This is a genomic window from Paenibacillus campi (assembly GCF_034659835.1).
GTDB classification, from domain to species: Bacteria; Bacillota; Bacilli; order Paenibacillales; family Paenibacillaceae; genus Saccharibacillus; species Saccharibacillus campi.
Genome location: NZ_JAXSQZ010000001.1, coordinates 795,561 through 817,225, shown reverse-complemented (window position 1 = coordinate 817,225; position 21,665 = coordinate 795,561). Strand labels below are relative to the sequence as shown.

Below are 21,665 nucleotides of genomic sequence, written 5' to 3'. Positions count from 1 at the left end.
CCTACAGATTCCATAAATATTCGATATCGGTAATTAACTCGTTGTTATGATCCGTATTAATTACAACCAATCGGTAGCCTTCTTCATCGTCTGAGATCACTTTCAATTGCAGCGACATCGACAATTTCATTTTGGCAATACTGGCAGGATAAGTGTTCACCAAAATCCGATTTTTCCATTCTTCTTCAGCTTGGATTTCAATCAGACCGGTTTCTTCATTAAACTCTACCGTTACAAATTTGGAATTGTTGCAATATTTAATCACGTCTCCATCGGCTGTACGTAGCACGATGTCCGGTTGTGTATAATCTGCCATCGAAAATCCGGCTGCCAGTTGCAGTTGATAATCAATCGGCAAATACAAATCAAGCAATCGTTCTTTTTGCTGCGAAATGTACATCGCATTTTTCGGATAACAATAATCCGCCGTTACACTTTGGGAACCGTTAACTACTTGAATCGCCGGTCTTCCATCCCGATGGCGAGGTTGTTGCAAATGCTGATTCAATACCACCTCATCGTTTCCTTTAATCGTATAATTATGAGTAATAAACTGCTGTTGGGATTGACCATCTTCCATCCATTTCAACACTACGCGGGCTTGCAAATGTTGCGTTTTATGCGGAATCAACAATACTATTTTATCTGTAATCGTTTTAATATTTTGCAGCTTATACGTATTGGAATAAATCTGTTCTGCACGCTCTGTATCTTGGATCGATATGCTCACTGTTAATGAGCGTATTTTGGCAGGTAAAGACGCCTGCAAGATCATTTCATACTGTTCCCCGTTAAATTGCGGTTCCGAAATCGTACCTGTAAACGAATCCACCAGCGGTTCTATTGCTGGCATACTGTATGCCAACAGCTCTGGCATAGATTGATCCGCTTCCGCCATATAGACGCCCTCCTCCACTGCTGCCATTCTGGTCATACTCACATCCGCATCATCTTGCAGCTGTAATGTACCTGTCACAGCATCACGCATATATTTCAACATAACGACAAAATCAAAATAACTTTGCTGTTCCGGTGATAGCGCCGGGTCCCAACGAACGATACTTTGTGTTGCCACAATCGGATCATAGTCATATTGCAATGGTGTTTGACTGCTCCAGTATGTTTTTAAATCAGCATAAGTTTTGGCATCCGTATTCCATGCTTTCAGTAAAATAGGTTTAATATTATCCTGCCAATTTCGGTCACTCGGCTCCACACCACGGAATTCATTCAGAAAATTGTAGACGACTCTTGCTATTTTCAAAAATTGATCATTATTAATTCGCGTGATATAAACCGGGTTAACCGTACCAAGGCTCCAATTTGAAACGACGAATTGCACATTATAATCTTCCGTCAGACTGCTCGTTTTAAATTTGCCTACGGTTGGATATTTGGTTATTTCAGCCGTTTTGTACCGTGGAGTCAAATCATCAAATGTACGCACATCTTTGGCATCTTCAATGCGCCAGTCATTTTGCTTACTTGTATAGCCATTAAATAAATGGTAAGCCATACTGTCTGACACCGTATGCAGCAATATACCAAGCCGTCGCAACGCCTGAATCGATGCTGGCGCAAGTGGCTGCGGATCACTAGGCGGTGAATATAAGCGAGCTGATCTTGTAAACAAATCGCCAAATACCGTGCTCGCACTCAATGTTTTGAGTGGTGTCACTTTATAATTAGTGCCACTTCCCTTCGCATTGGCAGCAAAATAAGAAAAAGGAATAAGCCGTTCTTCTTGAATCGTTTGATCTTCTAACTTGGCAAAATTAGGATCATCGGAAATTGCCGACAGCAACAAAGGTACTTTATACATACCTGATCCACTTGACGGATCAGGCACATACAGACGAAGACGTTTAATTTCAGCAGACAAATTATTCATCGTCGCATTCAATGCATTGTCGGCACTATTATCATTCAAAAATTGGCAAGCGGTCGCAATCAATTGTGCTTCTGCTTCGTTATAACCGGAACGAGCCGCTAGAAATTTAATTGTAAAATAGTGAAAATCAATTTTCATGTAGTGCCAGCTCCCTTTTGCGATTTTGCAGCATCGAATCTCCGATCACAATGCCATTACCGACAATCAGGGTTTCCTGTTCAAACTCAAAATTGTAGACGGTATCATCATATATCGACCATTCCAGTGCAGTGATCGGCTCGACACCATCGACGGTATTTAAATGCATACCTACTTGCAAATCAATCGCCATCCGCAATCCCTCATCCGTACTCATCATATGAGCAGGTGTCACACGAACATGACGCTTTGCCGTTTGCACGTCGTACAGACGATGCTCTGATCCAGTAAATATGTTTCGTACTTGTACAGGATTGCCATTCACATCAAGCAACCAATCCCCGATGGCAATCTCATCCGCACGTTTTAGCGAGCGATCCGCCATCACCAATTCCGTTTCTTTGCCAACACAACCCCATTGAATATAAATTTGGGCACAACGAATATTGAGCAGGTTATAATTGCCCGGCTCATCATCACTTTTGACGGAAAGAGATACCAACTCTACTTCTTCTTCTGGAGCCGTACTACTTTTTAGCACTGCCACAAAAGAAGCGTGAAAATAAATGTCTGTATACGCTTGATAACCTACTGTTTTAAAATCCAGCACACTGTCCCACGTTTCCGGAAAAGTAATCGTCATTTTGACACACCGATTTTGGTCATCCCAGGCTTCTTGTTTTTGTTCAATCTTATCAAAGCCGCCGTAATGATAAATCGTTCCATTTACTACATTCCGTAAAAATACAAGGTATTCTTCGTTTTCATCAAGTCCCAAAATGTAATAGCCTGGCTGCGTTTCAATCGTAGTGGAAAACTTAAGCCGCACCATAATCCGCTCGTGATTGCCATCCTTAAATGGATTTTCGTCATTTTTATAATCATAATCCGGAATCATGCCTTCACGCGTATACGAAACTTTAACTTGTGTATGATTAGGATTATTTTTATGTTCAGGTCGAATAACCGGATCATTTAACGTAAACGATTTAATAAACTCTGAACCTTCTGTGATTCTAAAAGCAGGTTGTGCAGCGACAAAACTGTTAACAAAATCAAACATACTATTACTTCTTGCTGAACTTTGCGCCTTCGGTTCATCCAAACACCAAAACAAGCTTTTGACGATCAATGTACGAGGGTCTTGCTCATGATCAAACGGCAGCTCGACTTTAAGCTCCCCTTTGTAAGAATACGTATCGGACACCATCTCTGTCATAGAATACAGCACCTGCTGAGTCGTCACATCAACGAGCTCGGAAGTCACTTTAATGATTCTTTTTTTATTTACATATTCGGCTCGGATCGTAGCTGTCGCTTCTAAGCGATCGGATTGCGGTTTTTTATTGAAGATGACATTCTCCACGATCATCAAATCATGCGGTCCTACAATATAACCTTGATTCGTCGTATCTCCTTTCATCGGAACCATAGCGGACAGCTTGCTCGCCAGTTCCTGATAACGAGGATGACGCATATCTTCTAACAGATGTACAAGCTCCGGATGTTCCGACTCAAACTTACCGAGTCCGCCCACTTCATCCAAAAAGAAACCGTAATGAGCTTCATCCGAGAAATCAAGTTGCATTACGCCTACTTTGGAGTCAATCTGATTAAGAACCTTGTTATGATGCTCGCCTAAAAATGAATACATAGTTACTATCCCCTTTCCAATTAAAAACAATCATTCAAGAAGATTGATCGACCCGCTGAATACGACCAATATAGGGCGTCTGAATCATCTGCAAGGCAAATTCAGCCGATGTGACCGTTTTTCCTAACGATGCCTCTATATTTTTAGCCGTTTGGCACACATCGATCGTGCGTGCCTTAGTATCGGACACGACAACTTCCACAGTTTCCGATTCTGCCAGCAATGCACCTGTATCCAGATGGCGCATTCGTTTGCGATATTGACCATTCATTGCCGAAAAGCCAAAGTGAAATCCTTCCGGCGGTTGAGCCAATTCCAGCTTATAAGGCACACCATCAAACAGCCCGATCAACAGTTCATCCGATAGTGTTTCGATACGCAAAGCACGCAATACTTGATCGTCCGCAGACAATGCCTGAAATTCCAGTCCACGCCAGCCACGAACGAGCGGCGAGCGCAATATAAATCCACCGATCACATCAACCCGATCACCAAGCTGCTGCGGATCGACCTGCTTATGTTGCAATAACGGCCGTATCGCTTTCATCTGCTTGCCAATTTGCGCAAATACGGTGTCGATCAACTGTCGATCATGTGCCAAATCCATCGATCCGTTACGCCCAAGACTGCATGCACCATCGACCAGCGCAAGTTGCCAATCCGGGTTCACATAAAACAAACGAATCGAATTAGGCGGCAGCATCGACTCGGTTGGAATCAAATAATGAAAAGGGACATTGTCCAGCAAGCAACACTCACTTAACCAGGTCACCAATTCTCGCTCTGCCCCTTGTGGAGCAGACTGTTGTTTGCTCAATCCAGCCAGTTGTACAAACGTATATTCCATCGCATTTAGCGGACGTGAATCCATTTCAGCCTGCGGATTAGAAATCATCCGATCCATTTCGCTGAAATCAAGCTCACCGATCGGACTTGAATCCAGTCGATCCATATCGTCGGAATCGCTCTCAGCGGTTGGACTCGAACTTTCCAGCTCCATCTCAGCCATTGGACTGCTGTGAAGTATGGAAGCAGCACGTGCTTGCGGCTGTTGTTGGTCACTTGCCCATAGTCTCATCGTCCAATCCCCCAATTATTCCGCTTAAAATGGAAGCATAACGCGCATTGAGTTGCTTAAGCACATCCAGCTTACCGCTATCTGCGATTCCAATTTGTTGATCATTACGAGCAGCATGCAAAAAACTCGTCGCCAACAAACTGACCGGTGCAGATTGCACTTCTGTCGACTGCATGTCAATTCCATCCGAATCTACCATCGCCCGTCCTTGTATCACATCTACGCTAGGAGCAATCACATCCGGTGTCAGATGACGGCTTAATGTTTCCCGATAACGAGCGGTACGAACAAGCTGTTTATTTTGTTGACGCCAAGCGTACAGTCGCTGTGCATAAGCGCGATCCGCCAATGCCATCGATTTGCCTAGCTGCCAGGCGCTAGCATAACGAATATCCAGCATACCGATACCCGGATCATAAGCAAGCCATTGGTCGGCAAATAGCTTGCACTTCGTCTCGCTACGTTGCTGCTCATATGGAATAAGCGGAGGTTGATACCATGACACTGCCTTACTTCCGTCACGAATATGATGATTCAGCGGAAAATACCCTAATTTGCAAAGCTGCTTCACTTGCGCTTGACTACCACCATATGGCGTAGACAGAATAGCAGCATCGAGCGAAGATACGGTTGAACTAAAATCAAATGCGGTCTGTGACATCGAAAAGCTCCAGCTTGCCAAAACGATCATCCGTGCCTGCTCATAACCCGCCAATGCTTCTCGGCGCTTAGGCTCGTTATCCAGACAAGCTTCATACCCTTCCAGCGACACTAAACAAGCGGTATGACGCACAGGATGTTCATCGACTGGCTCTCTGTTGTACCGATTGGCAATTACCGTCGCAAACCAATTATCCTGTACGGTTGCATCGGTTACTTTACGATCCAAGCTGACCCCTTTGCCGTGTGCTAATAACGATAATGCATCACCATATGGCAATATGCTCGTTAACAGCGGCACAGGCACATGAATATACATGCAAGCATCATCGTTCTTCTCATGCGTTTGCAATGACAAAGCAGGTACAAATACACCGGCTTCAGGCTGTAACACTTCCGCACAAGTGCTTTCCTTCATCTGTACTGTCTCTGCCTCATCAAATACAAGCAAAGCGACCCAGGGCATATGCGGATAGTGGGGTAATAATCTTTTCTCCCACGGCAATGTACGTCGATGGAGTACAATATGCGGTAAACAACGCTCATAATTGCCAACCGCTTCTCTTGGTGGATATACCGAATACACCTGATTGGGCGGCAAGTGAAATCGTTCGGTCGCGACCGTAAACTCCACAATCTCACTGGCAAGCTGACAATCGATAGTCGTAACCGGCTCCATTTGGATTTCATAGGTTCCAGCTTTTAAAGAAGGCTCACACATTTCGGCAAAACGAATCGATTTCCCCATATTCCTCTACTTTCTGGTTCGGCTACGATGCGTACATTGCGCCGATTGTACGCAGCTCTGGCGCTGCAAACAATACCGCTTTAGGATGACTGGCAAGCCTATGCAGCTGCTCCTGCTCCCATGTTCCAAATTCGGCTGCCGTATCAGCTAGCAACGTATCACGAACCGCGTGATTTCCAATCGTATTTTGCAATCGCTGCACGACGGTTTGCTCATCTGACGGATACTGTACGCCATCAGCAAAAATCGGCGCAGTATAGATTGCTGTTCTTGTCATACTTTCCCGTTCATCCAATACCGCTTCATCATAAGCTCCCTGAGACGGCAAAATATGTCTGACGATACAAGGCTCACTCATATTGACTGCCATCCCGACAGGCATATCGCGAATGAGCGAATCGCTCATCTGTGGCGCTTTAGTCGCCCACAATGCTGCTGGTACATTGCGCAATTGAGTCGTTCCAGTAAATCCTTCTACACGCTGTTGATCCTCTTTACGCATGACATTGACTTGCTGCTGTATTTTTACATCCGCAAGTCCCATTGGCACGATACCGAGTTGAACGTTATCGGTTAACAATGACTGTCCATTTAAATGCAACTCCGTACACGGCATCTTATATTCGACCGTAAAAGCAGCATTAAAGCCGTCCAACACATACGCTTTTTGACCGCGCTGATCCGTATATTCAGCGATCAATCCACCAGCCATATGAACCGTATTCAGCTTCACGGCTGTAGTCGCATTAGCTGCTCGAACCGTAGCAGCAGGCTGTGGCTTTGCCCCTGGCAAAAAGCTATCGGCAAATTCATTCCACTGAATCGGCGCTGGTAACGCTCTATTACCTGCTCCAAATCCGATCGTAAACGAAATGATAAACCAATTAATCCGCACATTGCCCGAAAATTCAGGCCCCCACAATTCCAAACCTGCCCCAATTTCAACTTTAAACGTTTTGCCGATGCCAAAAATGCTAACCCGATAGGAGGCACCGATACTAACTTGAGCGGTAGCACGGTAATAAAACGGCTTCCATTTCAAAATAAAATCAGCCGATGCACAAAACCATGCTCGTAAATTCCCGCGCTCAAACAAAAGCTGGGCATTGACACCTGCCATTAGACAAGTCGGTGTAAGCGCAAAATACGCTTCACCTTTGATCGAAATTTGATCGCTGATGATCCAAGATATACCAAGCGGTGCAATCGCTGGATAGTGAACGTTCTGAAACTCAGGATGATGACATCCGCCTAACGTCACGATAAAATCGCCACTATACTCGCCTTTGAACCAAAAACCGATCGCAAAGCCGCCAGTCAGTTTGCATGCAGGATCAAGAATAAATGAACGATCGGTGAGCGCCGCGATCATCATACATTCACCTTGTTGTGGATCAAACACCATTTTCAGTGCCAGTTCAGCCTGCACAATCGGCGGTGAGCCGGTCACTTTAGGTGGCATCGACGCATTAGACAAGCCCAGCATGGAAATAACGAGACGTTTGCCCATCTCAATATTTAGCAATGCAAAACTTTCCAGCACACCATACGTAAGAAAGCGAATACCGGCGGACAAGAAATATTGACCTGAATCCGGTACAATCGTTTTACTAAGCGCACTTAACGCTACACTTGGCGGCGTATCCGCTTTAAGCTTAGAACTCGTCCCCATTGCTGCCGCTACAAATGGAAAATCTTTAACACCTTCAATTCCAGGCAGCTTAATCGAACGATTCACACCAAATCCAAGCGCCAGCCCAGTTACAAAAAAGAAATCTGGCCCGCCTAATGGTAGCGACAACATCAAATAAGCAAAAAACGTCTTTTCATTACTACCAGGCATTTGACCATAAGAGCCTAATGCTTGAAAACCATAAGAGCCCACTCGTAAACTTAAAGCTCCGTTATACATCATTTCTTCTTCCGGCGATTTATACAATCCACCGGACAAGGAAAAACTCGGTTTCTCCATACTGACCATCAAACCGTTCAAGCCAAACTGGACATCCGTTAATTTTTTCAACGAAGCGGACACATACAATTCATAAAAATCAATCCGCAGCATTGCAATCGTAAAGCTGGCGTCCAAATACAGCGTCAGCTCGGATTTATTAAGACTTGCGCCAATTTTAGAAAAATATAATACGCTAAATCCTTTGTTAATGTCTAACCAGTATATTTTTTTGCGGGAAGATGCAGGTGAAGCTGTTGCAGGCTGACTTGCCGTACGAGTCGGTGACAAATTCGCCTCGCGAACAGGTTTTGACTTTAATGACTCGGCATAGTCAATGTTGAGGTTTAATGAGTGTCGTTTGATCAACAACTTGGAGAGAAAAGAAAATACAAGCGCATCGCTCGGCTTATAATTGACGCCAATTTGCTCAAATATAAATCCATCACCAGCATCGCAAAAGTTACCGATAATCGGAAGCTGCGCCAGCTCTAACGTCCGGTTAAACTCCAAATCCATCTTATAATTTCGTTTCTTTTGTTTTTCGACTTTGGTAGTGGCTAAAGTTAATTTCCCAAAATTTTTAATCGTCGCGGCAAAACTTAAACTGCTATCCTTGGTGAAATATTTCAATTTCACCATTTCCAGCACAAACTCAAAATCCAAAAATTCCGGTAACTCAATCTCAAAATAGTCGGTCAAATCATTCAACTCAAATCTAGTCTTCTGATTCACCCATGCTCCTGATACGAGTATACCTTGCATATCTTTCATAAATGTAAGCTGAAACTGAGCGGTATTAATCGAAAAATCGCTGTAAAAAACGACGGTTGGTGTAGAAGATGAAATGGATTCAGCATCATAGCTTTTCAATAGATATCGCCTCCTACATTAAGCCAACAATTGGTCGATATCTTGAAGCTCCATGCGTTCGATTACTTTTTTGCGATCCGTATTGTAAATGGCTAACCCCAACTTTTGGATTTCAAATACTTTCAAACTTTCGTCCGGCGCCACTTCATGAAGCACGACAAAATTGAATGCGTACTCACAATGCTTCTTCTCTCCAATACTCGATTTATCCACATACAGAAACAATTGACGCAATTCCACGCGAAGCGTGTTAAGCACTGTTAAGCCCATCGAGTTCAATGTTTCTTTCATATCGTCTGTGCTAACTTGCTCTCCGCCGCTAAAAGAGCTAATGATGTTATTGATTTCGTCAATCAATTCAGTCAATAACATGCTCTCCGGCTTTTCATCCGTAGGCATAATCAAAATTTTAGTTTTCTTTTCTGCCGGTTCTTCAATCGTCTGATATTCATAAATGCCTTTCAAATTACAGTTCAACAATCTTAGATCAATAAACGCTTGAATATGCTTGCTTGGTGCTCCATTTTCTCCTTTAGCAATAACAGGCATCCCATTCATCCTTTCGCATTTCAAATAGTATAATGATCATACGATGTATACTGAAAGCTACGATGCTGAATCGCTGTATTGAGCAGCATTCTTTTCAAATAAATACTGCCTTCCAGAGAGTGCAAATTGGTTTTGCTTGCTCTCTCGCTTATCATATTCAAATTAATTACCACATACAACCTTTATATAGATAACTTTAACTTTTATTACATTTCTTTATTATTTCTTGATTAAATCTTTAATTTACAAATCGGATTAGCTATGAATCCAATGTATAAACTAGACTAAAAAGCCCGATTCTCATTAGAACCGGGCTTCATTAAAACAAATATAGTCATCAACCGTTAACGCAATTCCTATGCTCACCGTACGTTATGATGAACAGATGAACAGCTCGGCTTCCTATAGCTTATCCTCTACACCTCCTGCTCCTCCACATCCGCATGAAAAATACACATATACGAATCCGAAGCTGCTTCATCCAGCTCTGTACTCACGACCGAGAAACCGATATTGCGGTAAAATTCCACACCTTCCGCATCCGTTTCCGCCATTAGCATAGCCGGCTGTTCCTGTTCCAGCAGCAGCAAAATAATACCGCGTCCATAGCCAAGTCCACGTTCCTCCGGAGCAATTGCCAGATGGCGAATGCGCAGCGCTTGTTCCATCTCCTGATCGGCAGCACAGCCAATTACACCGATCGCTGCACCATCTTCTACATATTTGTACAGACGCTGCTGCGGATCATGACGATATTGTTCCAACACCGCATCCAATACTTCATCATCCGGAAATACAGCGTACGACAATAACTGCCGCAGTTCAGTATCATCCAATCGTTCATTCATCAATTCAAGCATTATAGTCCCTCCCGTCTGTCCAACACACTTTCATAGTTTACCTTGTTTGTCCGTGCTGTCGCAATAGCTCCGGCTCATTCGAATGCGGCTGCTTGATCGCGGCAAAAGTCACCCAGTTGCCTTGTAGCTCAATATCATGATCGTCTTTATTTTCTTCGATCGCCTGTGCGACTGCTTTGTGAGCGATAATCTGCCAACTATCATATGCCTGTGCAAGCAATTGCAGCAATTCAGTCGTATCTAGATTTAGCTCAATATTGCCTGCTTCCGCCTGTCCGCTCTGTTGATCGACCTGTTGAACAGACGATGTCATCGATATAAAATGAATACCTCCTGTACGTGTACCCGCCTGCATTCGCTCTATTACAGCGTGCAGCGCCTGCTGTGACGATACATGCTCCAAACATCCGGTCGCAATGATATAATCAAATTGCTCCGGGGCGATTTCATAATGCTCCACATCACCGACTACACCTTTAATGCGATCGCTCACTTCGTATTGCTCCGCATATTGCTGAAGCTGCTTAATTGCGTCTTCCAGCAAGTCAACACCGATCACATTACCGCCCTGCTCCAACTGTTGCGCGATCGGAATCGCATGTCTGCCTATGCCGCATGCGAGATCAAGCACTTGTGGCGCAGGTGTATATTGCTGTAATCGTTCCAGCAGTTCCATCGCCAGCGGAGTCGGACGCGACATCCAGCTTCCGTCTTCAAACAGTTTATTTTCTTTATAAAATTGTTGATGATACTCGTTCTCCGAATCTCTTGCCGTATGAAAAGACCCACTCATGCTAAAATCCACCTTTCTGTCTGCATCGATTGTATTGGTATAATATGCAAACATTCCATCGTATACCATTACCCACAGACTGAATCTTTCGCCCATCCATAATCGATCTGCTTATACGTTCCGATTTGAAAATGCAATGAACATATGCTATATGTAAGCATCGATTAGTTGACAAAAAGCTGCCACCTATACGCTTTCTACATTGAAATCGACCACGATAAAGTTGCTTTTTGACAGAGGATGCCCATCTTTATACTTGCTAAAAATAACAAAAAACCCGCATCCCAATTGGGAATGCAGGATTTTATTCCATACCGCTTAGCATCGATCCATCATATCACTACATGTATACTCATCCTTTTTGTCTACCTTCTGTTAAATGCTGACAAAAGTAATCATCCTACTTATATGTTATCTTTCCCACTACATAAAGCTTAATTCACCAGTTGTCTCAGCTCCAGACAGACTTGCTCATAAGCGGGAAATAACGAATCGACCAACAGCTCAATGTCGTCCATTTCGCCATCACGAGCTTTTTGCTCAATCTCGGATAACAGTTTGGACAGATGATGCACACCGATGCTTAGACTGCCAGACTTCAATTCGTGTGCAGCTTCGGTAAGTCCTTTGAGATTGCGCTCACTTGCCAATCGTTGCAAACGCTCCAGTTTGGCAGGCGTTTCATTTTGATACATATCGATCAACGTACGCAGCACTTCAGGATCGCCTTCTTCATTTAACTCGATAATTTCCTGAATCACATTCATATCAAGCGCCTTTTCGGTCATCGCTGCCGCTGGTAACCATTTGTGCAAAATACGGGTCAGACTTTCCAAATTGACCGGCTTGGTCAAAATATCGTCCATGCCGACTTCTAGACAGCGCTGCCGATCTTCAGGACTTGTATTGGCTGTCAGCGCAATAATCGGTACAGGCTCGCGCAGTTTCATGCGCTCCAGCTCTCGAATTTTGCGTGTTGCCTGAAATCCATCCATAATAGGCATCCGGTTATCCATCAGCACAAGTACATATTCATGTTGTAAAAACACATCAAATGCTTCTTGGCCGTTGATCGCCATATGCACATTGCTCATCCCCATCTTTTTCAATTGAAGCTGAATGACCTGACTGTTAATCGGGTTATCCTCAACAATCAAAATGGGTTGATCGGTTACACGGGCGACCGGCGTATTCGATTTGTTACCGTGACGCTGTCCGGTCGTACGCTCTTGCTCATATTCAGGCTGCGCTTGTGCAGTTGTATTTTTTTTCAAAGGAATATCAAACCAGAATACCGATCCTTTACCTTCATCGCTTCTCAAATCAATTGTCCCTTCCATCAACTCCACCAATGACTTGCAGATAGAGAGGCCCAGCCCCGTTCCTTCCATACCATGCTGCTCCGGACGCTGTGCCTGTGCATAAGGCTGGAATAATTTTTGTTGCTGGTCCGGTGCAATCCCAATGCCAGTATCAGACACTTCGATATGGAGAATCTGTAGATTTGCACGATTTTCCTTCAATTGCACACTGATTTCGATTTTGCCGTTGCGTGTAAATTTATTGGCATTGTTGATCAGATTGAGCAAAATTTGGCGGATACGCCCACCATCTCCGATCAGATCACTTTTCACGCGATAATCGATAAAGGTCGAAATTGCATTGTCGTGTTCATTCGCTTTTGGTTCGATTAGCCGTACAATATGATCAAGCAACAGCCGCATATTGATTACGCCTTCTTGCAATTGCATTTTGCCTGCTTCCATTTTGGACAGATCAAGCATATTGTTGATCATACTGAGCAGTAGCTCTGCCGATTCCTGAATCAGCATCACAGAACGCTTTTGTTCTTCCGTCAATTCGGACGACATTAGCATTTCCGCCATCCCGATTACACCGTTCATCGGTGTGCGAATCTCATGCGTCATAATCGCCAGAAAACGAGCACGTGCCTGATTCGCCAGCTCCGCTTCCTCACGTGCTTCACTTAACTCTGCATTGCTTTTGGCAAGTAGATGCTGTAAATTAACGAGTTCATTGTTCATGGCGGAAAATTCGGACAGCGTTTTTTGTTCCTGGTGCTTACTCTGGATAATCTGGTGGGAAAGATCTTCAATTGTTTTCCGCAAAACCATAATTTCATGCTCTGCATTTGTCATTGCCTTCATCTTCCCTTCCCCATATTCTGCTGAATCTCCGCAGCAGTCACCAGAGTATCAGCCAGTTTTATCGCTCCGCTTGCATCAGGCGCATCCTCATCGGCTCTAAACTCTGTTTCCAGAATTTCCGATCTATATGAAAAGGCAATTCGCCCACTGTCGTGTTAGTGTGCGCGACCTGCTAATTACTGCGAATAGTCATCATTAATTACTGTACCAGATGCACATAAAAGGTCATTATTACGTAGTTTCCCATCAAATCCACATTGTTAGGAAATGATCGCTTCCAACACATTGCACATCGTGTTTGGAAACCGCAAACATTAAATGAATACCGATCTCTTAATTAATAATGCGATATTCGCATAAAAGCAGTTTGAGCCAAGAGATATAGTGCATGAACAGTGCAGGCTTTTCATCTGTACGCTTTTCGCTACATAGCTGAGGCTGTACAAAGAGTCCTGTTTTGTTCTGTCCCTACCCTTGGCCCCAAATCGCTGGACCAAATCCGGTTGTTGCAGGTATTGAATCATCATTACCTGTTCTGCCAATCGGTCCGCTTCTATAATTAAATGTTCACCTGCTGTTCTATTGTCCTGTCAGCAGCGGGCATCTCTCATAAGTAGCACAAATGACTCCGCAAGCATCACATAACTTTCACAATAAGTTTAATATCTGTTCATTCGTACGCGGACGACGCATATAACACTTCAACTTGTCCCTACGCTGACCGTCGGCTCCCGACTGTACGATCACACTAATAATGCCTCCAAGCAATATGAAAAAAGCCGGTTATCGTTCAGCTCCCCTGCCGAACAGACTTTTAGCATGCTTTGAATTATACCTATTCGATCGACGCCAACTGGCAATAATTGCAACAGTCCACGTTGGATTGCTTTAGTGAAATTTTCCCACACATCTGTCAATTAAGCAAGTTCCCATCCACAAATCCAGTCGCAAATTAAAAATAATTATGCAATGCTACACATACTATTCAATCCGTCTTGACCGCCCCGAGCGATGATCGCTACATAGAAACCGATTCTATACATACATAAAAGGCCCGACTACATAGACACAGCTATTGTCGGACCTTCTTTGTTCTGTTTCCATGTCGCCCTACTATAAACCTTATGACTCAATTATACAAGGTTAAATCAACAAAAACTTTATCCAGTCTCTAAATAAAATAAATTCTCCACCATGCCTTGATTACGAACTAACACTAGCAGCAATAGGACAATAACCGCAAAAGCAATCTTCCAAATTGCATACTCAAATATTTATACATTATTAATAGAAGTAATTTTTTTAATGATACGTTGCAATTACGATGTCTATGCAACAACACCCTTGTTTATACGTCTGCTTCACGTTCAGCTTACAATTGTATATAGCTATTCATTCTGTGCGTTTGATACCTGTGAGGAGCTAGCAAGCACAATATCGTCGGCGTAAAACATTTCATCCCGGCGCGGCGCAAATATGATCCGCTGGTCAACCCCATATACGCCTTCCATTTGAAACAAATAAATCGCTGGTCGATCTTGTGCCAGTATTTGCTGTACTTGCTCGTACTGCTTATCACGTGTGATCGGATTCAGATTGATTGCTGCTGCCTGTAGTAATTGTTCCACTTTAGGATTGTTATAATCCGTTTCGCCTACCGCTATCGCTTTTAAATAACGAGTAAAATTGTTCGAAGCATCAAACAAAGAATTGCCGATTCCGATCATAAATGCTTCTTTAAATGATCTGGAACTGTACCGCTTATTAAAAGCATTCGGCTCCAACACTTCCAATGTCGTTTGAAAGCCTACTTGATCCAGCATCGAGGTTACCATTTGTGCATATTGTTCATACGCGGACGATACACTGAGCTGAATGGCAGGCCCGCCTGATCTATAGCCCGCCTCTTGCAACAAGCGCTTTGCCCGCTGCGCATCGTACAAACTATGTCCATACAAGCCGGGGTCTGCACCAAAATTTCCCGGTGTAACTGAGGTCCGCGTCACCACACCTGCGCCGCCTGCCACACTGTCGACAAGCTTCTGTTTGTCGATGGCAAAATCGATCGCCGCCCGCACCTTTGGATTCGCTGTCGCATTGCCTGACGCCGTACGCAAAATAATTTGTAACACACGCTGAATCGGCGCTTTCACAATCGTTTTGCCTGCCATATGTTCAATTCGTTTAATGTCGCGCGCCGGAATATCGGTAGCAATATCAATATGCCCGGCAAGCAGCTCAGCGACACGGGTCGCCGCATTAGGCAGCTCGCAAAAGACGACCCGATCCCATTTCGGTTTGCCGCCAAAATAATGATCATTACGCACTAGCTCAACCCGATCGTTTTTAAGCCATTGCCCAAATGCATACGGCCCGGTTCCAATCGGTTTTTGCAAAAAAGCGTCCATCCCTTCTGTTGCGATATAAGCGGATGGCAGCATACCTGCACCTATTTTACTTAATCGATTGAGCAGTAACGGGTCAGGGCCGTCGGTCACAATATCGACCGTATAATCATCGATAATGCGTACTTCGATAATTTTGTTAAAATAGCGATTTTGCCGCAGTGTCGTATCTTTGGCAACACGATCCAGCGTGAATTTTACATCAGCAGACGTAAAGGGGTCACCATTTTGAAACGTAACACCATGACGCAAATGAAAGCGCCATATGTTATCATCAGTCTGTTGCCAGGACGTCGCCAAGACGGGGATTTTGCGCTGGTTACTGTCGTTTTTGAGCAAATAATCAAACATATTGACGAGAATCGCTTCACTTGATGTATTGTTGTTATTGTGCGGATCAAAGCTTTCTATACTGGAAGCTGTACCGATCGTTAACACGTTGCCGCTACCGTGTTTGCTCTCCCCATTCCAGCTTGTGTTATCGCTGTTACAGCCTGCAAACACGATTGCTGCGATCCATAATAGTATACCGCTCCACAGCCATTTCACCCTCATCTGTATTCTGCCCCCAACGATGTTTATATAGTATGTTCATATGCAAATGGATACCTGACTTCATTCAGTATGTACATCCTACAAAACGCCAAAATATGACTTTTCCTTACTATATCTGCCTCGTTTACACAGGTCAATCATTACAATCTATACAACCTAATATGCGTCCACACAAAAAAAGTCCAACCGATAGAAACTATCGGTCAGACGGTTTTGTCAGCTGCGGCAAAGCCGAGCTTTTTGAGCAATGGAATGACGACCAGCTTTTCCTCCTGCGTCAATCCTGCCATCGCTTCAACAATCGCTTGCTTATGTTGATCAAAAATACTTTCAAAAAACGAATTGCCCTGCTCGGTCAGTTCGGCAAAAATAACACGGCGGTCATTATCACAGGAACGACGGGCAAGCAAATTTTTCTTTTCCAGCTTATCGACCACATACGTAATATTACCGCTGGAGATCAGCACTTTCTGCCCAATCTTTTGCAGCGGTTGCGGTTCATCACTATGGTACAAAAAGTCGAGTACACCAAGCTCGGTCGGGTTCAGACCATAGCTGTGTATATCGGCATTGATCAGCGATACAACCGATTGATACGCTCTCGATAGCACCATCCACAAATGCAGAGACTCCTTCTCTACATCGTTAACAGGAGCAGTTGTGCGGTTTGCCTGTTTCATGATTTGTTCCTCCCTCATGATGTATAACGCCTGGGTATACTACAACGATATGCAGTATACCCAGGCGCCATTGTAAATCTATGGATCGCTTCAAAGATCGCGTATGAATACATCCATTCCATTCATTCGGCAGCGGACAGTCTTTACGGACATAATCTGCCAGTGAGTATGAATCGCATCAAGACGTATATTTCGACATCGACGGTTCATATTCCTTCTGACCCCGACTGCTTGACTGAATAATATTCGCTGTCATGGGAATCACAGACAAACATGAAAGCCGGTCAAACGAGTTAGACTTCAATTAAAATTGTTTGGCAACTTCTTTCGCTTGCTCCAGACCTGCAGCTACAATTTGTGCAGCGCGGTCAGGGAATGCGTTGTGACCTTCGATCAGGAATTTCTCTACATCGGTAATACCCCAAAATCCGAGCATCGATTTTACATAACGAACCGCCAGCTCAACATCTGCGCCAGGGCCTTCGGAGTATACACCACCACTTGCGTGCAGCAGCATTACTTTTTTGCCACCAGCTAGACCTACAGGGCCTTCCGGCGTATATTTGAACGTTTTACCCGCTTGGGATAAGTAATCGAAGTAAGTATGCAGCACAGCAGGAACAGTGAAGTTCCACAGCGGGAATGCGATCACGATTTTTTCAGCAGCCAGGAATTGGTTCATGTAACGGTTCACACGATCAACAGCCACTTGTTCTTCAGCGGAAACATCAAAACCTTGACCTGCTTTGTAGTTAGCACCGATTACGAATGCATCGTAATAAGGAGGATTTTCTTCGAACAGGTCCAGCACTTCAACTTCATCTTGTGGATGGGAAGCTTTGTAGCTTTCCAGGAAGGCATCGTACAGCTGTACAGTGATCGCTTGATCAGCAGGGCGGTTGTTTGCTTTGACAAATAAAACTTTAGACATCGGTTTCTCTCCTTTGGCGTTTGCACAAATTATGAATTAGTAAATCTTGATTTAAAGATAGTATAACGAATCATCTTTGTCAACCGTTACGGGCAAAATCGCCAAAAAACCGGAATCGACTGCCATGCAGCCTTTCCGGTTAAATAGGTCAATCTATATTGTATCATCTGCTTCATCGTTGGACTTTTGTTGGACTCCTATTAAGTAAAGCAGCCTCTAACCAAATTTTGTACAAATAGCGCCATTAGCTAGCATACTTTATTCAGCGCTCGCGCTATGTTACTTCCCTGCACGCATCACTTCGATCGTGCCGCTATTGTACGCCACGACAGCTGCACTCGCCAGACCGATAAACAAACCGTTATCGACTACACCTGGAATATCGTTCAACTGGCGGTGCATACGCACTGGATTGAGAATTTCTTTAAAATGACAATCTACCGTATAATTGCCGTTATCGGTAATAAACACATCACCATTGTCCGTTTTGCGCAGTACCGGTGTGCAGCCCAAACTTTCCAGCTTCTGAATCGTCCATTCATGGGCAAATGTAACGACTTCCACTGGCAACGGGAATTCACCGAGACGTTTGACAACTTTGTTTTCTCCGACAACGATCATCACTTTAAGACTGCGCGCAGCTACGATCTTCTCACGCAGCAAAGCGCCGCCCCCACCTTTAATTAAATTCAAATCAGGGTCCACTTCATCAGCGCCATCAATCGTCAGATCGATCATGCCCACTTCCGCAAACGGCAAAATCGGAATCGATAGCTCGCGCGCTAGTTTTTCCGATTCCGTCGAGGTAGCTACCGCCTGAATGCGCAGTCCCTGTTGTACCCGTTCACCGATTTTGCGAATCGCATACACAGCAGTCGAGCCTGTGCCTAATCCAATCGTCATGCCATCTTCTACCCAGTCTACCGCTTTTTCAGCAGCCAGTTGCTTAATATTCATCGTATCGTTCACTCCACAAGTCAGATTTTTCAGCCTGTTTTGTCAGCACTGCGTCTAAGTAAGCAACCTGCCTTACGAGCCTTGAATAATATCGATTACGTTTCAGCTTCAACAGGCAGCAATGTAGATAGATTGAATACGTCTATCCCAAAATACATGCGTATGCATAGATTTCCTGTATGAATTGAACTATACTGAAACTGGCGAATACACATCATCCTAATCTCAATCTATTCCCAGGCGAAAAGGAGTCACTCTTATGCGAACCGAAGATCAAATCAAAGCTAAACTACATGAACTAAGCACGCAAAAGACAAATTTGCGTACACGCCTTTCCACGCTTACACCTGAAGCAGCTGCTTACACCTCTTTGCATCAGCAACTTGCCCGGCTTGAGGATATGTCCATCATGCTGGAATGGGTGCTTGACCATCCTCAAGGTAATTATCACGGCTAAATAGGCTCTATTCCATATTTTATCCCATGTATTTCAGAAATACAAAGTAAATCAATCATCCAAAATATGTAAAAAAGTACGAAAACAACTTTTTCAAGTCCATTATTTGGTATGTTTCAATTGTTCACATTCAGGGTAAACGCTAATAGTCTAAAAGTACTACAAATTAAAGTAGTATTTTTATCTCCTGATAAATTTTCTCCTAGCTATAACATAAATGACTACAAAATCCGACATATAATTTTATGTGCTAGTCAGTAAATTGGGATTTAATTTCTAACATTGGGAAAAATTTTAACTTTATTCAAGTTTACTTCCAATTCCAATGAACAGAAAAAATAATTCTAAATACCTAATTTACTTAAGCCTAGAAGTTGACGGAAACGTTGTCGTTTGAGTCAAACCAAATTTTATACTTAATTACAGGAGTGGAGATTATTGAAAAAATTAGGCAGCAAATTGGGGAACCTATCTTTTTTCACGAAGAACTTGATCATTTCGGCAGCAAGCATCATTTTGATGGGTGTGATTTTGCTAGTCAGCAGTTATTTTACCCAGAAAACGATTTTGATCGACCAGCTTCACGGACAGATTCAAGCAGTTACGGACACATTTGCCCAGGGTGTAAAAGCCGATGAGGTGAAGCAGGCGATTGCCGAGAAAAGCTATGATGGCCCGGTGCAAAGCGAACTGCGTGCATATCTGGATAATGTGAATAAATATAATCCTAATATTGCTCAAGCTTATGTATTTGGTACAGAACTGAAAGACGGAACAGGTACAAGCTTGATCGCCTTCCCAACCAAGCTGATGGAAGCATTTAAAGCAGGCAACGTGAATATCGGAGATATGTATACACAGCCTGAAGTTGTTGCCAACGGTCTTCGCGAAATGCTCAAAACCGGTCAGACGACATTTACGAGCTTTTACAGCGATGATTTTGGATTGTGGACAACGATCTTGTATCCGATCAAAGATTCCAATGGCAAAATCTTTGCCTACTTCGGTGTCGATGCCGACGCAAGTGCAGTGCCGGATGGTTTGCACGAATTGCTTGTGCGCGGCATTACGATTATGGTCATCTTCCTCATCTTGATCTTTATTATCCAGTTTTTGATCGTGCGCCGCACACTTTCCCCGATTCGCGAATTGATCCGTGGAATTGAAGAAGTGAGCAAAGGAAATCTGGATACCCATATCAAAACCGGTAAAGATGATCTCGGTATTATTAACCATAAGTTTAACGAGATGGTGGGCAAAATGAACAACGTGATCGTTAATGTTCAATCCGCCTCCAAACAAGTTACCGAATCCGCCAAAATGTTAATGGATAGCGCTTCTGACCATAGCAGCCGTTCACTTATGCTCGCCAACAGCGTACAGGATATTGCCGACGGTATGAAATACCAGGAAGCTGCTACCGACGAAACCGCCAAATCGATGAATGAAGTATCAACGGTCATCAATACGATTGCCAAAAATTCCTCCACCGTTTCGGACGAAGCATATGCGATGGAACAGAAATCGGCGCAGGGCAATCAGATCGTATCCAAAGTAACCGATCAGATGACATTGATCTCCAAATCGGTGCACGAAACCGCCAAAGCTGTCGAACTGCTGGAAAGCCGTTCACAGGAAATCGGCAACATTTTGGGCATCATTACAGGCATTTCCGGTCAGACGAACTTGCTGGCATTGAACGCTTCGATCGAAGCGGCACGTGTTGGCGAACATGGTAAAGGCTTTGCCGTTGTTGCTGGCGAAGTGCGCAAGCTGGCTGAACAATCCGCTGATTCAGCAAATCAGATCAGCACACTCATTTCCGAAATTCAAACCGAGATTGAAAATGCCGTCACTTCGATGAAAAAAGGTACGATGGAAGTGGAACACGGTATGTCGATCGCTAACCAAACCGGTATGCTATTCGCCGAAATTCACGATGCAACCAAAAAAGTTACCGAGCAAATTCAGGATATTTCCAGTGCAACCCAGCAAATTTCTGCCGGTACAGAAGAAATGACCGCAACGACAGACAGTCTGAAAACATCGGCAGCTACAGCCGCCGCTAACAGTACCAAAGTGTCCGAAACACTGGAAGCTCAAAAGGCAACGGTTATCTCTACCTCCGATGCTGCCAACCAGCTTTCCAATATGGCTGAGCAATTGCAAGAGCTGATTGCCCACTTCCATGTGCGTAAAAAGTAATTCATTGTTCATTGGTAAACTATAGCATGATGGGGAGAAATGTAGATCGACTATGCAGCTCTCCCCAATTGTATAGAACTGTAATGGTGTTGCGAACAGAATTGAAAAAATT

15 protein-coding genes are annotated in these 21,665 nt (G+C 43.9%); 2 read left to right on the top strand and 13 right to left on the bottom strand.

The annotated features are described in order from the left end of the window. Position 1 precedes the first annotated feature (1 nt). From U1I11_RS03210 to rpiA, 13 genes are all read right to left on the bottom strand, one after another. Positions 2 to 2,029, bottom strand: coding sequence for a DUF6765 family protein (locus U1I11_RS03210; RefSeq protein ID WP_322903748.1), 2,028 nt, complete (start codon positions 2,027 to 2,029; stop codon positions 2 to 4). Further along, positions 2,019 to 3,683, bottom strand: a complete 1,665-nt coding sequence (locus U1I11_RS03205; protein ID WP_322903747.1) for a Hint domain-containing protein — start codon at positions 3,681 to 3,683, stop codon at positions 2,019 to 2,021. The genes U1I11_RS03210 and U1I11_RS03205 overlap by 11 nt, the downstream gene beginning before the upstream one ends. Positions 3,684 to 3,717: 34 nt before the next feature. Further along, positions 3,718 to 4,761: a hypothetical protein gene (locus tag U1I11_RS03200; protein WP_322903745.1), complete on the bottom strand. Its 1,044-nt coding sequence runs from the start codon at positions 4,759 to 4,761 to the stop codon at positions 3,718 to 3,720. Continuing rightward, entirely contained in the window at positions 4,742 to 6,169 is a 1,428-nt protein-coding gene (locus U1I11_RS03195; protein WP_322903743.1) for a hypothetical protein, read from the bottom strand. The genes U1I11_RS03200 and U1I11_RS03195 overlap by 20 nt, the downstream gene beginning before the upstream one ends. 22 nt (positions 6,170 to 6,191) lie before the next feature. Continuing rightward, positions 6,192 to 8,993, bottom strand: coding sequence for a DUF6603 domain-containing protein (locus tag U1I11_RS03190; protein ID WP_322903741.1), 2,802 nt, complete (start codon positions 8,991 to 8,993; stop codon positions 6,192 to 6,194). 18 nt (positions 8,994 to 9,011) lie between these two features. Further along, on the bottom strand, positions 9,012 to 9,542 hold the full coding sequence (locus tag U1I11_RS03185; protein WP_322903740.1) for a hypothetical protein: 531 nt from the start codon (positions 9,540 to 9,542) through the stop codon (positions 9,012 to 9,014). 416 nt (positions 9,543 to 9,958) lie between these two features. Next, positions 9,959 to 10,402, bottom strand: a complete 444-nt coding sequence (locus tag U1I11_RS03180) for a GNAT family N-acetyltransferase (RefSeq protein WP_322903738.1) — start codon at positions 10,400 to 10,402, stop codon at positions 9,959 to 9,961. 37 nt (positions 10,403 to 10,439) lie between these two features. After that, positions 10,440 to 11,195, bottom strand: a complete 756-nt coding sequence (locus U1I11_RS03175; RefSeq protein WP_322903737.1) for a class I SAM-dependent methyltransferase — start codon at positions 11,193 to 11,195, stop codon at positions 10,440 to 10,442. A 434-nt stretch (positions 11,196 to 11,629) separates the two neighbouring features. After that, positions 11,630 to 13,363, bottom strand: a complete 1,734-nt coding sequence (locus U1I11_RS03170; protein WP_322903735.1) for an ATP-binding protein — start codon at positions 13,361 to 13,363, stop codon at positions 11,630 to 11,632. Positions 13,364 to 14,751: 1,388 nt separating this feature from the next. Then, positions 14,752 to 16,323: an ABC transporter substrate-binding protein gene (locus tag U1I11_RS03165; protein WP_322903733.1), complete on the bottom strand. Its 1,572-nt coding sequence runs from the start codon at positions 16,321 to 16,323 to the stop codon at positions 14,752 to 14,754. Between the two features lie 203 nt (positions 16,324 to 16,526). After that, positions 16,527 to 17,003, bottom strand: a complete 477-nt coding sequence (locus U1I11_RS03160; RefSeq protein ID WP_322903731.1) for a MarR family winged helix-turn-helix transcriptional regulator — start codon at positions 17,001 to 17,003, stop codon at positions 16,527 to 16,529. A gap of 304 nt (positions 17,004 to 17,307) precedes the next feature. Next, positions 17,308 to 17,934 (bottom strand): FMN-dependent NADH-azoreductase, encoded by a 627-nt coding sequence (locus U1I11_RS03155; protein ID WP_322903729.1) that lies wholly within the window; start codon positions 17,932 to 17,934, stop codon positions 17,308 to 17,310. Between the two features lie 279 nt (positions 17,935 to 18,213). Continuing rightward, complete coding sequence (gene rpiA, locus U1I11_RS03150; RefSeq protein WP_322903727.1) at positions 18,214 to 18,891, bottom strand: ribose-5-phosphate isomerase RpiA; 678 nt, start codon at positions 18,889 to 18,891, stop codon at positions 18,214 to 18,216. A 259-nt stretch (positions 18,892 to 19,150) separates the two neighbouring features. Here rpiA and U1I11_RS03145 point away from each other — a divergent pair, with 259 nt between their 5' ends. Both U1I11_RS03145 and U1I11_RS03140 read left to right on the top strand, forming a co-directional pair. Then, the gene (locus U1I11_RS03145; protein ID WP_322903726.1) at positions 19,151 to 19,348 is read left to right on the top strand and encodes a hypothetical protein; all 198 of its coding nucleotides are present in this window, start codon (positions 19,151 to 19,153) and stop codon (positions 19,346 to 19,348) included. Between the two features lie 519 nt (positions 19,349 to 19,867). After that, entirely contained in the window at positions 19,868 to 21,553 is a 1,686-nt protein-coding gene (locus tag U1I11_RS03140) for a methyl-accepting chemotaxis protein (protein WP_322904479.1), read from the top strand. Positions 21,554 to 21,665: the final 112 nt, after the last annotated feature.